At 64.0% G+C, this 13333-nt stretch carries 13 protein-coding genes, 1 tRNA gene, 1 other RNA gene and 1 pseudogene; 10 read left to right on the plus strand and 6 right to left on the minus strand.

All coding sequences use genetic code 11. The features are described from left to right. A pseudogene (locus tag BLS52_RS17485) lies at positions 1-473 on the minus strand (pyruvate dehydrogenase (acetyl-transferring), homodimeric type); the annotation flags it as partial. Positions 474-873: 400 nt separating this feature from the next. On the opposite strand from BLS52_RS17485, the gene BLS52_RS17490 reads away from it, so the two are divergent. The 4 genes from BLS52_RS17490 to BLS52_RS17505 all read left to right on the plus strand — a co-directional run bounded on the left by BLS52_RS17490 (position 874) and on the right by BLS52_RS17505 (position 2884). Then, positions 874-1293 carry a DUF3052 domain-containing protein gene (locus BLS52_RS17490; RefSeq protein ID WP_026544971.1) on the plus strand — a complete coding sequence of 140 codons (420 nt, stop codon included), beginning with the start codon at positions 874-876 and terminating at the stop codon, positions 1291-1293. Then, positions 1294-1782, plus strand: coding sequence for a peroxiredoxin (locus BLS52_RS17495; protein WP_026544972.1), 489 nt, complete (start codon positions 1294-1296; stop codon positions 1780-1782). It begins immediately after the preceding gene. Further along, entirely contained in the window at positions 1779-2732 is a 954-nt protein-coding gene (locus BLS52_RS17500) for an NAD-dependent protein deacetylase (protein ID WP_090588432.1), read from the plus strand. The genes BLS52_RS17495 and BLS52_RS17500 overlap by 4 nt, the downstream gene beginning before the upstream one ends. A gap of 76 nt (positions 2733-2808) precedes the next feature. Then, a tRNA-Val gene (locus BLS52_RS17505) sits at positions 2809-2884 on the plus strand. A 63-nt stretch (positions 2885-2947) separates the two neighbouring features. Here the strand turns inward: BLS52_RS17505 and BLS52_RS17510 are convergent. Beyond that, positions 2948-4957, minus strand: a complete 2010-nt coding sequence (locus BLS52_RS17510; RefSeq protein WP_026544973.1) for an acyltransferase family protein — start codon at positions 4955-4957, stop codon at positions 2948-2950. A gap of 219 nt (positions 4958-5176) precedes the next feature. Here BLS52_RS17510 and gndA point away from each other — a divergent pair, with 219 nt between their 5' ends. Beyond that, positions 5177-6613: an NADP-dependent phosphogluconate dehydrogenase gene (gene gndA / locus BLS52_RS17515; RefSeq protein ID WP_026544974.1), complete on the plus strand. Its 1437-nt coding sequence runs from the start codon at positions 5177-5179 to the stop codon at positions 6611-6613. Between the two features lie 95 nt (positions 6614-6708). On the opposite strand, the gene epsC is transcribed toward gndA, so the two are convergent. From epsC to msrA, 3 genes are all read right to left on the minus strand, one after another. Next, on the minus strand, positions 6709-7296 hold the full coding sequence (epsC, locus tag BLS52_RS17520) for a serine O-acetyltransferase EpsC (protein ID WP_026544975.1): 588 nt from the start codon (positions 7294-7296) through the stop codon (positions 6709-6711). A 25-nt stretch (positions 7297-7321) separates the two neighbouring features. After that, positions 7322-8257 (minus strand): cysteine synthase A, encoded by a 936-nt coding sequence (gene cysK, locus BLS52_RS17525; protein ID WP_026544976.1) that lies wholly within the window; start codon positions 8255-8257, stop codon positions 7322-7324. Between the two features lie 72 nt (positions 8258-8329). After that, positions 8330-8854, minus strand: a complete 525-nt coding sequence (gene msrA / locus BLS52_RS17530; protein ID WP_026544977.1) for a peptide-methionine (S)-S-oxide reductase MsrA — start codon at positions 8852-8854, stop codon at positions 8330-8332. A 112-nt stretch (positions 8855-8966) separates the two neighbouring features. Between msrA and BLS52_RS17535 the strand changes: the two genes are divergently transcribed. From BLS52_RS17535 to BLS52_RS17545, 3 genes are all read left to right on the plus strand, one after another. Further along, positions 8967-9857: a Nif3-like dinuclear metal center hexameric protein gene (locus BLS52_RS17535; RefSeq protein WP_026544978.1), complete on the plus strand. Its 891-nt coding sequence runs from the start codon at positions 8967-8969 to the stop codon at positions 9855-9857. A 103-nt stretch (positions 9858-9960) separates the two neighbouring features. Continuing rightward, positions 9961-10701, plus strand: coding sequence for a zinc ribbon domain-containing protein (locus BLS52_RS17540; protein WP_026544979.1), 741 nt, complete (start codon positions 9961-9963; stop codon positions 10699-10701). A 5-nt stretch (positions 10702-10706) separates the two neighbouring features. Further along, entirely contained in the window at positions 10707-11666 is a 960-nt protein-coding gene (locus tag BLS52_RS17545) for a reverse transcriptase-like protein (RefSeq protein WP_342707478.1), read from the plus strand. 24 nt (positions 11667-11690) lie between these two features. Here the strand turns inward: BLS52_RS17545 and BLS52_RS17550 are convergent, their stop codons facing one another. Beyond that, a complete protein-coding gene (locus tag BLS52_RS17550; protein WP_090588434.1) occupies positions 11691-12458 on the minus strand; it encodes a YaaA family protein in 768 nt (255 codons plus the stop codon). Positions 12459-12557: 99 nt separating this feature from the next. Between BLS52_RS17550 and rnpB the strand changes: the two genes are divergently transcribed. Together rnpB and BLS52_RS17560 are read left to right on the plus strand one after the other, a co-directional pair. After that, positions 12558-12941: RNase P RNA component class A (rnpB, locus tag BLS52_RS17555), an RNA gene on the plus strand. 177 nt (positions 12942-13118) lie between these two features. Continuing rightward, on the plus strand, positions 13119-13333 hold a 215-nt coding region (locus tag BLS52_RS17560), incomplete at its 3' end, for a transposase (protein ID WP_425425051.1).

The raw sequence follows: 13333 nt of genomic DNA on the forward strand, positions 1-13333 counted from the left end.
AACGCCCGCGCATACATCCCCGGCGACGCGTGACCCTGGAAAAACACCTGATCCCCACCACTGGGGTGATCCTTACCCTTGAAGAAATGATTGAACCCCACCTCATACAGGGTCGCCGCCCCCGCATACGTGGAAATATGACCGCCCACACCAATCTCCGGCCGCTGCGAACGATGCACCATCACCGCCGCGTTCCACCGCATCCACGCCCGGAACTTCCGCTCGATCTCCTCATCCCCAGGGAACTCAGGCTCCTCATCAACCGGGATGGTATTCACATAATCAGTCGTCACAACACTGGGAAGACCCACCGACCGGCCACCGGCACGCGCCAACAAACGACCCAACACCTCACGGGCACGCTCAGAACCACGCACATCAACCAGCTGATCAAACGACTCAACCCACTCAGCCGTCTCCTCCGGATCCGAATCCACAGAACCCGCACCCACAATCCCCTGATCAGCAACCATGCCAAACCCTCCCAATCCGCAGATTATGTCTGCGACGTCTACGACTTTGCGCTTCGGGCCGTTGCTCGTCGAAGCGGTCAGAATCCGATCGGCGTTCGCCGGACGTATGGATTCACTGTGACACTCTAGCCCTGCAGGGTGTTTGATGCGTAGCCGAATGGGCCGCAACGGGCCACGTTACGCAGGGCAGAAACGGCCGATTCGAATGGCCGCTCTCTGCCTTCGCACCGGCACGGCGCCAGAATGGGCCCGGGAGGGGCGCGGTCGGACCCGGCGGCCGTGGGCGCGGGTTGAAGCGTAGCGCTTAAGGGTGTTGGCTGGTAATAATGCATATCAACGTACTGTGGATCCGGGGTCAGAAGCACCTCCGAGAAGAACGCAGCCTTTCGGGAGGAAAAAAGTGAGCGAGGCCGAAGCCGCCACAGCAGGTAGCGTGGCGGGCAAACTGGGTTTCAAGGACGGCGACCTTGTTCAGGAACTTGGGTATGACGAGGATGTCGACTTTGATTTCCGCGGCGACCTGGAAGATGAAATCGGATCCGAACTCCTCACTGAGGATGACCAGGACGTGGTCGACGGTGTACTCCTGTGGTGGCGGGCCGACGACGGCGACCTGGTGGATGCGCTGGTGGACTCGTTGACCTGTCTTGATGACGGGGGGGTTGTCTGGTTGCTCACGCCCAAGTCGGGGCGGGACGGCTATGTTCCTCCGTCCGAGATCCAGGAGGCAGCGCCCACAGCCGGACTGCACGCAACGTCGTCGGCCGGGGTCTCCCGGGACTGGGCCGCTACGCGGCTCGTGGCCCGACGCAAGCAGTAAGTGACCGCCCTGCCCGCGCCCGGCGACCGCGCTCCCGGGTTTGAGCTCCCCAACCAGCACGGTGAACCCGTAAGCATGGATTCACTGCAGGGGTCCGCTGTCGTTCTGGTGTTCTATCCGTTCGCATTCTCGCGGGTCTGCACGAGCGAACTGGACGAGATCCACCGCAATCTGGGGGAGTTCCAGGCGCGCGGTGTCAGGGTTCTTGCTGTGTCGGTGGACCACAAGTACGCACTTCGCACCTATGCGGAGGAGCATGGATACAGCTTCGATCTCCTCGCCGATTTCTGGCCCCATGGCGCGGTGGCTGAGAAGTATGGGGCACTGGACCGCACCGACGGATACGCGCGGCGCGTCACGTTTTTCATTGATGCAGCCGGTTTCATCAGAGCCCGGATCGAGTCACCGCTGGGGCAGCCGAGGCCGTTTGAGGACTACCGGGCCGCGCTCGTTCAGCTCTGTGAACCGACGGTTCCGGCGTCGCAATGACCACGCCGCCGCCGCACGCGTCATCGCTGCCCGGCTTCGGCATGACTGGATTCGCCAGCACAGACGCTGCCGCGGCGGGCGGGCTGACCCCGGAGGAAATCGCGGACCTGCGATCCGCGGTGAAGCTTCTCGCCCGGAAGCGGCTGGCGGTACTGACCGGTGCCGGGCTCAGCACCGATTCGGGAATTCCTGACTACCGCGGACCCAACTCCGTACCCCGAAGCCCCATGACATTCCAGCAGTTCGTGGGGGATGAGGCACTCCGGAGTCGCTACTGGGCGCGGAATCACATCGGCTGGCACCACCTCCGGCGGGCGGATCCCAATGACGGTCACCGCGCGCTGGCGCTGATGGAACAGCGGGGTCTCCTGACCGGCCTGATCACACAGAACGTCGACAGGCTGCACTCAGCCGCCGGCAGCACCACGGTGGTGGATCTGCACGGAACGTACGACCGCGTGGTGTGCCTTCAGTGCCGCAGCTCCTTCAGCCGCCGGGACATCGCGCGGCTGCTTGAGCGGCTGAATCCCGGGTACCTCGAACGGACGGGAGACGCCGGCGACGTAGCGCCGGACGCTGACGCCGATGTTGACGACACCTCGGATTTCACCGTTGCGCCGTGCCCTGTCTGCGGTGGGATGCTCAAGCCGGACTTTGTCTACTTCGGCGAGAACGTGCCAAAGGACCGGGTGGAGCGCGCGTACGCAATGGTCGATGACGCCGGTGCCCTACTGGTGGCCGGCTCCTCGCTGACGGTGATGAGTGGGCTCCGTTTTGTGCGGCACGCGGCCAAGCATGGCAAACCGGTGGTCATCGTGAACAGGGGCGCCACCCGAGGTGACGAGTTCGCGTCCCTGAAGCTCGAACTGGGCGTGTCTGAGTCGCTCGCGCACCTCGCTCACGCTCTGCCGCCGACGGAAAATCACGACGGCGGATCCTCGCCATCCTGATTGGCATTGCGGACTGTCGATCCGGTACAGTAATTCCTCGTGGTGCAGGGCGGTTCACACAGCCCCGCCGCGTCAAGGGTCTTTAGCTCAGCTGGTAGAGCGCCACGTTTACACCGTGGATGTCATCGGTTCGATCCCGGTAGGACCCACCACTGAAAACCCCGCTATTCCTGGCCCGTATGGGCTGGAACAGCGGGGTTTTTCGGTTTGAGGATTCAGATGATCCCTGCCAGCGCAGTGGCCAGGGGCTCTCCGAGCGCGAGGGACATCGGGCGGGAAATGTGATGCTCATCCCGATAGGCCAACACGTTGCCGATGATCGCAGGGCAGGTATCGGTGCAGAGGTAAGCCGTCAGATCGACATAGTGCGCACCCTCCCGGAGAGCTACGTCCTTTTCGAGGCTCTGCCGGGACAAATCAACTCCATCTTCGCGGAGCACACTGCATGCATCGGCCTCTTCAAGGTTCCTTGACAGGCACGAAGCCGGCGCCACCGGAAATTCCGGCGTATCCGCGAGGATGACCACTTCCGCGTCAGCCGGCATCTGATCGATCATCGAAGCGAGTCCTTCTGCCCACTGTTCTTCCAGGGGAGCCGATGGATCCGCCGGCTGAACCCGCCCGTAGTTGGCGAGCACAATAACTTCGGGGTCCAGCTCGTGGATTGCTTTTATTGCCTTCTTTTTCCAGTCCTCACACTGGGTATAGGGCGCATCCTTAACGGAAATCATGAGGTCCACAGACGGACAGGAGGATTTCGTCAGGGTATGCAGCCGGTATGAGCTCTCGGTGGCCACCGACTGGAGTGCTCCAAACCATTGCTGAGCGTGCGAATCTCCAAACAGAACCATGTCGAGCTCCGTGTCATCAGCTCCGTATTGGCACCCCGGCGCCAGCTCGATCTCAAGCTGGTCCAGGTGGCAGCCGTCGGCGTAGGTGTCGGGAACGCTGGCCCCGGCTTCCTCAAGCGCGGGGTCAATGTTCGACGGGACGTAGGGGGTTCCCTCCGGGTTCCTTGTCCCGGCGGTAAAACCGGCAGTTTCATCGGTGGTGATCCTACTTCGGTCCACAGCCTGCGCCGTCGTGAGTGCAGTGACCGCGCATATTGCTGAGACGCCGGCAACGAGCGTGAGCGATCGCCGGGTCGTGTTGAGGGGACTTCTCCAAGGCTTTCTGAGCGGCTCTTCCACATATCGGTACATGAGGACTGCCAGGGGGACGCTCGCAGCTCCCAGAGCCAACGTGAGCACCAGTGGAAGAGGATTCTCCGTTCCTGCCGCGAGCTGGGGGATAGTCAGGAGCGGCCAATGCACAAGATAGATCGAATAGGACCACCGGCCGATAGCCTGCATGGGGCCGTTCGACAGTGCACGGGGATGTGCGGCTGCGCCAGACCCGCCCAGAATGGTGCTGGCGGTTGCCAGTACCGGGAGGAGCGCGGCAAAACCGGGAAACGGCGTGGTTTCGGAAAGAAGCACGAAAGATGCCGTGATGCCTGCGAGCCCCACATAGGTCAGCACGGCGCCCGCCACCGGTGTACCTGCACGTTTCGTCACCGTTGACGGGAGCAGCGCAATCACTGCTCCGACTCCCAATTCCCACGCCCGGCTCGGGAGGGAAAAGAATGCCCATGGGGTGGAGACCTGCATCAGGAGCAAGTTGACACTGAACGAGCCCAGCACCATGACGGCGGCCACCGCCAGCAACCCCCGCGGCGACTTCCGCGCCGCGAGAAACGCGACTGCGAGAACCGCAGGCCAGAGGAGATAGAACTGCTCTTCGATTCCCAACGACCAGTAGTGCTGAAACGGCGAGGGAGCGGTTTCCGCGAGGTAATCAGTGCCCTGCACGGCGAAGAGAAGGTTTGGGACGTACAAGGCTGTGGCGGCGGCGTCCTGGAGCGCACCCGGTACATCCACCCGTGGGATCCAGAGATAGGCGGCGATCGTTGTGAGGACCATGACCAACATCGACGCAGGAAGAATCCGCCGCGCGCGTTTCAGATAGAAGTCTGCGAATGAAATGGATCCTGTGGACCGGAGGGTCCGCGCAAGGTGCGACGTGATGAGGAACCCGGAGATGACGAAGAAGACGTCGACCCCGGCATACCCGCCGGGGATGACTGCCACGCCTGCGTGGTAGAGGACAACCCCCAGGACAGCAATGGCACGCAGGCCCTGGATGTCAGGTCGGAAGTCTCGGACGGCCGAGGGGGTTGAAGTCAAGACGGATTCTTTCGTTGAGGAACGCATATAAAGATAGCAATCAGGACTGATACCGACGCCCAATCTGTGCTTCCTCTGTGTCAGCTCATTACCTGCAGGCGGCAGCGCGTCTGGCATCGGGCATCACCCCGGTAATAGGGTGGGAGGGCCAAGGCGCACAGGGGCGTCGCTAAGTGATGTGCCCCTGACCACGGGGGCAAACCTGCAGATGGAGACTTGATGAGTGCACAAATCGGCGTGACCGGCCTCGCCGTTATGGGAGCGAACCTGGCACGGAACCTCGCCCGCAACGGGTACACCGTAGCCCTTCATAACCGCTCGGTGGAGAAAACCGATGCCCTGCTCGAGAAGCACGGCGACGAGGGCGATTTCATTCGGACCGAATCGCTCCAGGAGTTGGTGGATTCGCTGGAGAAACCCCGCCGCGTACTGATCATGGTCAAGGCAGGCGCTCCCGTTGATTCAGTGATCGAGCAGCTTGAGCCGCTGCTTGAACCAGGTGACATCGTCATCGACGCCGGTAACTCTCACTATGAGGACACCCGCCGCCGGGAATCGGCGCTGGCCGAAAAGAACCTCCACTTCGTTGGTGTCGGTGTGTCGGGCGGCGAGGAGGGAGCGCTCCTCGGACCCTCCATCATGCCGGGCGGATCGCGCGAGTCCTACGATTCCCTAGGCCCCATGCTTGAGAAGATCTCCGCCAAGTACAACGGTGAGCCCTGCTGCACCTGGGTGGGCACCGACGGCGCCGGCCACTTCGTGAAGATGGTGCACAACGGGATCGAATACGCCGATATGCAGGTGATCGGGGAGGCATACGACGTCCTGCGCACCGCCGCCGGCATCGAGCCGGCTGAGCAGGCGAAAATCTTCAACGACTGGAACAACGGAACGCTTTCCTCGTTCCTGATCGAAATCACGGCTGAAGTGCTGGCGCACACCGACGCCCGCACGGGCAAGCCCTTCGTCGACGTCGTGGTCGATTCGGCCGGACAGAAGGGAACCGGACGCTGGACGGTTGTCTCCGCACTGGAACTCGGCAGCCCCACCTCGGGCATTGCAGAGTCCGTGTTCGCCCGCGGCCTTTCCTCCCAGCGGGACCAGCGCGAGCTCGCGCAGGGCATCCTTGAAGGCCACGAGGGCAGCGTTGAACTGCCCGAGGGCTTCGTCGAGGACGTCCGCCTCGCCCTCTACGCCTCGAAGCTTGTCAGCTACGCGCAGGGCATCGACATGCTCACCGCGGCAGCCACGGAGTACGGCTGGGACCTGAAGCTGGACGAGATCGCCTCGCTCTGGCGTGCAGGGTGCATCATCCGCGCGGAACTGCTGGACGACATCATGAAGGCTTACGCGGCAGATGAGAAGCCGGCCAACCTGCTCCTGGCGCCGGCCTTCGCCGAGGCCATTGCCGGTGCGGTTCCCGCCTGGCGACGCGTGGTGGCGACGGCCGTTCAGCTGGGTATCCCGGTTCCCGTTTTCTCCTCATCGCTGGCCTACTACGACGGTCTGCGCCGCAAGCGCCTGCCCGCCGCACTCACCCAGGGCCTGCGGGACCTCTTCGGCGCCCACACCTACAACCGGGTGGATGCCGAAGGAACGTTCCACACGCTGTGGGGCGAGGACCGCTCGGAAGTCGAAGCAGTAGACACCCACTAAGGGTCCCGTACACGCAAAAAGCGCCCCGGCGGTGGAAACCGCCGGGGCGCTTTTGTCGGGTGGGGAGGGCGTCGCCCGTCAGCCGTAGGTCGCGCTCAGATGTACAGAGCCGGGTCGATGTACTCGGCGGGATCGACCGCAGGAAGTGTCTCCCTTGCGGCGTCACGGTGCCGGAACGTGGCCGGAATTCCCGTCACAATCGAATCCGGAGGCGTGTCCTTCACCACGACGGCGTTGGCTCCCACAGCGCTGCCTGCACCGATCGTGATCGGGCCGAGGACCTTCGCCCCGGCCCCGATAGTGACGCGGTCGCCGATGGTTGGGTGGCGCTTGACCTTCTCCAGGGAGCGACCCCCGAGGGTGACGCCCTGGTACATCATGACGTCGTCGCCGATTTCAGCCGTTCCGCCAATCACCACCCCCATACCGTGGTCGATGAAGAACCGCCGTCCGATCGTGGCGCCCGGGTGGATCTCGATACCGGTGAGGAACCGCGCCAGCTGCGCTAGCACCCGGGCAGGGAACCGGAGGGCGGGAACAGCCCACATACGGTGGGTCAGACGGTGTACCCAGATGGCGTGCAGCCCTGAATAGACGACGCCGTTTTCGACATTGCCCCGCGCTGCCGGATCATGTGCCCGGGCAGCCTCAAGGTCTTCTCGCAGTCTCGCTAGGAAGCTCACAGACCACTTTCTGTTGAAGGAATGACTAACCCCGGATGTCGTCGAACAGCACGGTGGAGATGTAGCGCTCCCCGAAGTCGCAGACAACGGCAACAATGAGCTTACCGGCGTTCTCCGGGCGCTTGGCGAGCTCAAGCGCCGCCCAGACGATGGCTCCGGAGGAGATGCCGCCGAGGATGCCTTCCCGGGTGCCCAGCTCACGTGCTACCCGTACGGAATCCTCGACGCTCGCGTCGATGACCTCGTCGTAGATGGTGGTGTCGAGGATTTCCGGAACAAAGTTGGCGCCGAGCCCCTGGATCTTGTGGGGACCGGGAGCGCCGCCGTTGAGGATCGCGGAGTCAGCAGGTTCGACGGCGACAATCTGCACGCCGGGCTTGCGTTCCTTGAGCACCTGCCCGACGCCGGTGACGGTTCCGCCGGTGCCTACGCCGGCAACAAAGATATCCACCAACCCGTCAGTGTCATTCCACACTTCCTCGGCGGTGGTGGTCCGGTGGACTTCGGGGTTCGCTTCATTGGCGAACTGGCGGGCCCAAATGGCATTCTCGCTGGAGGCCACGATCTCCTTGGCACGCTCAACTGCGCCGCGCATTCCTTCGGAGCCCGGCGTGAGGACAATCTCGGCGCCATAAGCCCGGAGCATGACCCGACGTTCAGTGGACATGGTCTCCGGCATGGTGAGAACCACCTTGTAGCCCCGTGCTGCTCCCACCATTGCGAGTGCGATTCCGGTGTTGCCCGAGGTGCCCTCGACGATGGTGCCGCCCGGCTTGAGCGCTCCGGCCTTCTCAGCTGCATCGATGATCGCGACGCCGATGCGGTCCTTCACGCTGTTGGCAGGATTGTAGAACTCGAGCTTCACCGCCACCTGCGCGTGGAGTCCCTCGGTCAGGCGGTTGAGGCGCACCAGGGGAGTGCGGCCGACCAACTGGGTGACGTCGTCGTAAATCGGTGCCATGGGTTTCCTGTCTGAGGTACGTACGGATTGAAGCAAAACTGTGCCCAGCCTAGTCAGCGGCCAGAAGGGGAACTATGCGGTGAGCCATTCTGCGTAATATTTCCGGGCCTTCGCAAGCTTGGGGTTGATGATCACCTGGCAGTACCCCTGCTCGGGATGCTTGGCGTAGAAGTTCTGGTGGTATTCCTCGGCCACGAAAAATTTCGGAAGGCGGACCACCTCGGTCACGATCGGGTTCGCCCAGTCCTCCTGGTGCCGCTCGATGGCCCGCTCAAACAGTTCCTTCTGTTCGGTGTCCTGGTAGAACATCGACGAACGGTACTGGGTGCCGACGTCGTATCCCTGGCGGTTCAGCGTGGTGGGATCGTGGGCGGCGAAGAAGATGCCAAGGATGACTTCGGTGGGAACAACGGTTTCATCGAAGGTGACAGCCACGACTTCGGCGTGCCCGGTGATGCCGGCGCACACGGATTCGTAGTGGGGGTTAGGGTCATGGCCGCCGGTGTAGCCGGACACCACTTCGGTCACGCCTCGGGTCTTCTGGTAGACGGCATCGAGGCACCAGAAGCAGCCCCCGCCCAATACGAAAGTCATCATGGTCTTAACAATGCGTCGCGGGGCGCGATGATTCCCGCCGCCGTCGGGTGCGGGAGCCGGTGGAGCCCGGTGGACCCCGGAATCCGGTTCGAAAGCTGGTAGAAATAGGGCTATGGAAGCTGACGAAGAACGCGTCCCGGATACTGACGAGGCGAGCGAATCGAGGCCGACTGTCGGCGACATCCTGCTCGCCATAGAAGAGTTGTGGCCCGAATCCCTTGCGGAGGACTGGGACGCTGTGGGGCTTGTGGCGGGGCGGCCGGACCGGGAAGTTTCGACGGTCTACTTTGCTGTGGACCCGTCGGAGGCTGTTCTCGACGACGCCGTGGAACGCGGCGCCGACCTCATCGTCGCGCATCATCCGCTCATGCTGAAACCCGTGCATTCCGTGGCAGCGACCCATGCCAAGGGCGCCGCCGTGCACCGGCTCATCGAGGCAGGCTGTGCCCTGGTCACTGTTCACACCAACGGGGACAGCGCAGTCGGCGGGGTTTCCGACGTGCTGGCGGACGCCTTCGGCTTATCCAACGTGGAGCCGCTGGCCAGCGCAGCGGACGGACTGCCGGAGGAGGGGATCGGCCGGGTGGGGGACCTCGCCGAGGTGACCTCCCTGGGAGACTTCGCTGAACTGGTCTTCGGACTGCTGCCTGCGGTGGCCGGCGGAATGCGCGTCGCAGGGGACCGCCACGGTCTGGTGCGGCGGGTGGCGGTGTGCGGAGGCGCCGGTGACAACCTGTTCGACCAGGTGCGTGCAAGCCAGGCGGACGTCTACGTTACGGCCGACCTGCGCCACCACCCTGCGCTCGAGGCGAGGGAATCCGCAGTGAACGGCCGTCCGTACCTGATCGACGTCTCACACTTCGGCAGCGAGTGGCTCTGGCTCACCCCGGCAGCCAACGCGTTGTCCAACGTGCTGTCGGACCAGGGTTTCACCGTCGACGTACGCGTCAGCGGCGTGAACTCCGATCCCTGGGACTTTGTGCTCACACCGGGCGGAAATTAGGCGCGCATCGTCGCCGGTTTCAAACCTGAAGAGCGTGCCGGGTCCCCACAGCAGTGCCATAAGGTAGACGGACAAAGGAATTAGGCGAGGCGGAGGACGATCGGTGGCAAAAGCACCCCAGGCGGAACAACTGCGGCTCCTTGACCTGCAGGCAAAGGATTCGAAGCTCAACCAGTTGCAACGGCAGGCAGCTACTGTCCGTGCGAACCCTGAACTGGCGGCGCTGGCTGCCCAGGTGGCGGCAGCGGAATCCGAGCTGGTCACCGCGGCGACCAACCTTGGCGATGCGGAGCGGGACCTCAAGCGGGCCGAAGATGACGTCCAGTCGGTTGTCACGCGGCTCGAACGCGACGAGCAGCGGCTGAACAGCGGAACCGGTTCCTCCAAGGACCTTACGGCCCTGCAGAGCGAGGTCGCGTCGCTGACCCGCCGCCGGTCGGATCTCGAGGACATCGAGCTGGAAGTGATGGAGCGGGTTGAAACCGCACGCACGGCACGCGATGACGCGCGGAAGCGCTCGGACTCGGTGCAGGCCCGGCTGAGGGAGCTCGAAAATGCCCGGGATGAGGAGCTTGCCGGGATTGACGCCGAGCGCGCACAGGTGCAGGCAGCACGGGATGAGCTCGCTGCGTCGTTCGAGCCGGCACTCCTGGCCATCTATGAGAAGACCCTGGCGAAGCGCGGAGTCGGCGCGGCGAGGCTTTTCCACGGGCGTTCTGAAGGGTCGGGCATGCAGCTCAGCCCCGGTGACCTCGCCGACATCTCCCGCGCAGCAGAGGACGATGTCGTGTTCTGCCCGGACTCGGGGTGCATCCTCGTGCGTTCGGCAGAGTGGGGAAGCTGACAAGGGTGCACGATCCCGCAGGAACCCTCTTCGATGACGTGTCACCTTCCACCCCTGACGACGGCGCTGCCGGCCCCGCCCGCGACCTCCTCATCGTAGAAGCCGACGGCGGTTCACGGGGCAATCCCGGGCACGCCGGCTACGGTGCCCTGGTCCGAGACCCTGACACGGGGGCCATCCTCGTGGAGAAGGCCGGCTACGTCGGGATCGCCTCCAATAACGTCGCCGAATACTCAGGCCTGCTTGCCGGTCTCGAGCTGGCCCATGAGATAGACCCGCGTTGCCGCATCCTCGTTCGAATGGATTCCAAGCTCGTCGTCGAGCAGATGAGCGGCCGCTGGAAAATCAAGCATGCTGACATGCAGAAACTGGCCGGTCAGGCCCGGCGACTCGTTGATCCCCGCCGCGTCCGGTATGAGTGGATTCCCCGCGAGAAGAACAAGGACGCAGACAGGCTGTCCAACGAGGCGATGGATGCCGGGATGGCCGGCGTCGACTGGAAGCCGCGGACCTCTCCGAAGCCGCAGAAAGCGGCAGATACTGCCACTCCTGAAGCTCCACGGGCCGCCAGCGGATCACTGCACCATGTCGAGATCTGGGTCCGGGACCTGGGGGCTGCCCGAAGCAGTATGGGCTGGCTGTTCGAACGGTTGGGTTTTGTGCCGAAGGATAGCTGGAACGACGGCGCCAGCTGGGCTGGGAACGGCACTTACCTTGTGATCGAGGCGGGGCCGGACGTTGCGCCCGGTTCCCATGAGCGGCGCCGGCAGGGCGTCAACCACCTTGCCTTCAACGCGGGATCGCGGGCCGAGGTCGACCTCCTTGCGCGCCGCGCTGCGAGTCATGGATGGTCGCTCCTGTTCGGCGACAGGCATCCCTATGCCGGCGGGCATGACCATTACGCGGCGTACCTTGAGAACTCCGAGGGGTTCGAGGTCGAGCTGGTCGCCGAGCCGGATAGCTGACCCATTCGGGCTTCCCCGAACCGGTCAGGTACCCGGGAGAATGATATTGAGCTGGGCGGCTTTCCGGCCGGACGACGGCTCCAGCTCACAGGTCCACCGCTCACCGGCGGCCCTGAGCAGCTGCTCGGCGGTACCGGGCTGTTTCCCCCTGCGGGTCAGCAGGTGGCGCGCCAATTCACCCCGCGTGTGCTTGGCGAAGTGTGAGACGACGGTACGGCGCCCGCTCCGCTCCTGAAAGACGTTGACCCCCACCGACCGTTCGGGTGGGCCCGCCCAGACGGTCGCGTACGTGCTTGACCGGCAGTCGACGATCAGCGAGTCCCGCGCCCGCTCATCCAAGACCTCCGCCAGGTGCCGCCGCCAGAATCCTGCCAGCCGGCCCGTGCCCGGCAGCTCAACCGACATGGAGAGCCGGTAGGCGGGCACCGCATCGCCGAAACCGATTGCGCCCCACAGGGCAGAGATGACGACGACGGCGGCCTCGGCCTTGCGCTTCTGCGTAACGGTCATGCTGCGGTAGCCGAGCGCGTCGTACAGGACCCCGGAATAGACGGCATGCGCCGGTGCTGCGGGAGCATCGCGAAGCCCGATATTCCGGCGCACCTCGTCCAGAAGGGAGCCGCCGACGCCGAGAACAGCAGAGGCGTCCTCATGTGCGCTCACCTTTGAAAGCGCCGTCATTACCTCCGAGCGGGCGTCAGCAAGCCCGGGAAAGGACAGGGCAGCGAGGTCGACCGGATGCCCTCTACGCGCGGCCGTTTTTCCTTCGGAGGGAGGAAGCAGAATCAGCACCCCAACACTCTACCGGTGGGTCCATAGCCGCCGGCGCCGGTCACCTACGGGTGCCTCGGACGCGGGCCCCGGCACCCGGCCCGTAGAATTGGGTAAGGATGGGTTGGCCAGGCGGTCGCGTGGAAAGACTTCGGTTCTTCCACGAGGAACGTCCGGGCTCCGCAGGGCAGGGTGGTGGGTAACGCCCACTCGGGGTAACCCGCAGGAAAGTGCCACAGAAAACAGACCGCCCCGATGGCTTCGTCCAGACGGGGTAAGGGTGAAACGGTGGTGTAAGAGACCACCAGCGCACCGGGTAACCGGAGCGGCTAGGTAAACCCCACCCGGAGCAAGGCCAGACAGGACACGTTTGAGGACTGCCCGTCCGAGTGTCCGGGTAGGCCGCTGGAGGGCGCCGGTAACGGCGTTCGTAGATAGATGGCCGCCACTGCAGGTCCTCACCGAACTGCAGGACAGAACCCGGCGTATCGGCCAACCCATCCCTCTCCGCCGGGCCGGATCAGTCAGCGGACCCGATGATCGGGGCATAATCGAGCGATTGTGCGGTTTCGTCAAGGGTGAACCGTACCGGGTTTGATGGAGACATCGATTACCCGGAGGATGTTTTTCATGGCAGCACAGCGGAAGTACCCGATCGAGTTGCGCGAGCGTGCGACTCGGATGGTGATCGAGGCGCGAAAGAACCCGGCAACAAGGACCGGAGCGTTCGGGCGTGTCGGTGAACAGCTCGGAGTGAACCCGGAAGCGTTGCGGACCTGGGTGAAGCGGGCCGAGATCGATGAGGGACTGCGCCCGGGCACAACGAGCAGCGATGCGGAGCGGATCACCGAGCTCGAGCGCGAGGTCCGCGAACTGCGGCGGGCGAACACCATCCT

This window comes from Arthrobacter subterraneus (assembly GCF_900099735.1).
Taxonomy (GTDB): Bacteria; Actinomycetota; Actinomycetes; order Actinomycetales; family Micrococcaceae; genus Arthrobacter_D; species Arthrobacter_D subterraneus.

What these genes read in the sequence shown, in the direction of transcription:
- cysK (WP_026544976.1), bottom strand. Translation starts at nt 8,257, where the DNA reads ATGGCACCGATTTACGACGACGTCACCCAGTTGGTCGGCCGCACTCCC.
- BLS52_RS17535 (WP_026544978.1), top strand. Translation starts at nt 8,967, where the DNA reads ATGGAAGCTGACGAAGAACGCGTCCCGGATACTGACGAGGCGAGCGAA.
- msrA (WP_026544977.1), bottom strand. Translation starts at nt 8,854, where the DNA reads ATGATGACTTTCGTATTGGGCGGGGGCTGCTTCTGGTGCCTCGATGCC.
- BLS52_RS17500 (WP_090588432.1), top strand. Translation starts at nt 1,779, where the DNA reads ATGACCACGCCGCCGCCGCACGCGTCATCGCTGCCCGGCTTCGGCATG.
- gndA (WP_026544974.1), top strand. Translation starts at nt 5,177, where the DNA reads ATGAGTGCACAAATCGGCGTGACCGGCCTCGCCGTTATGGGAGCGAAC.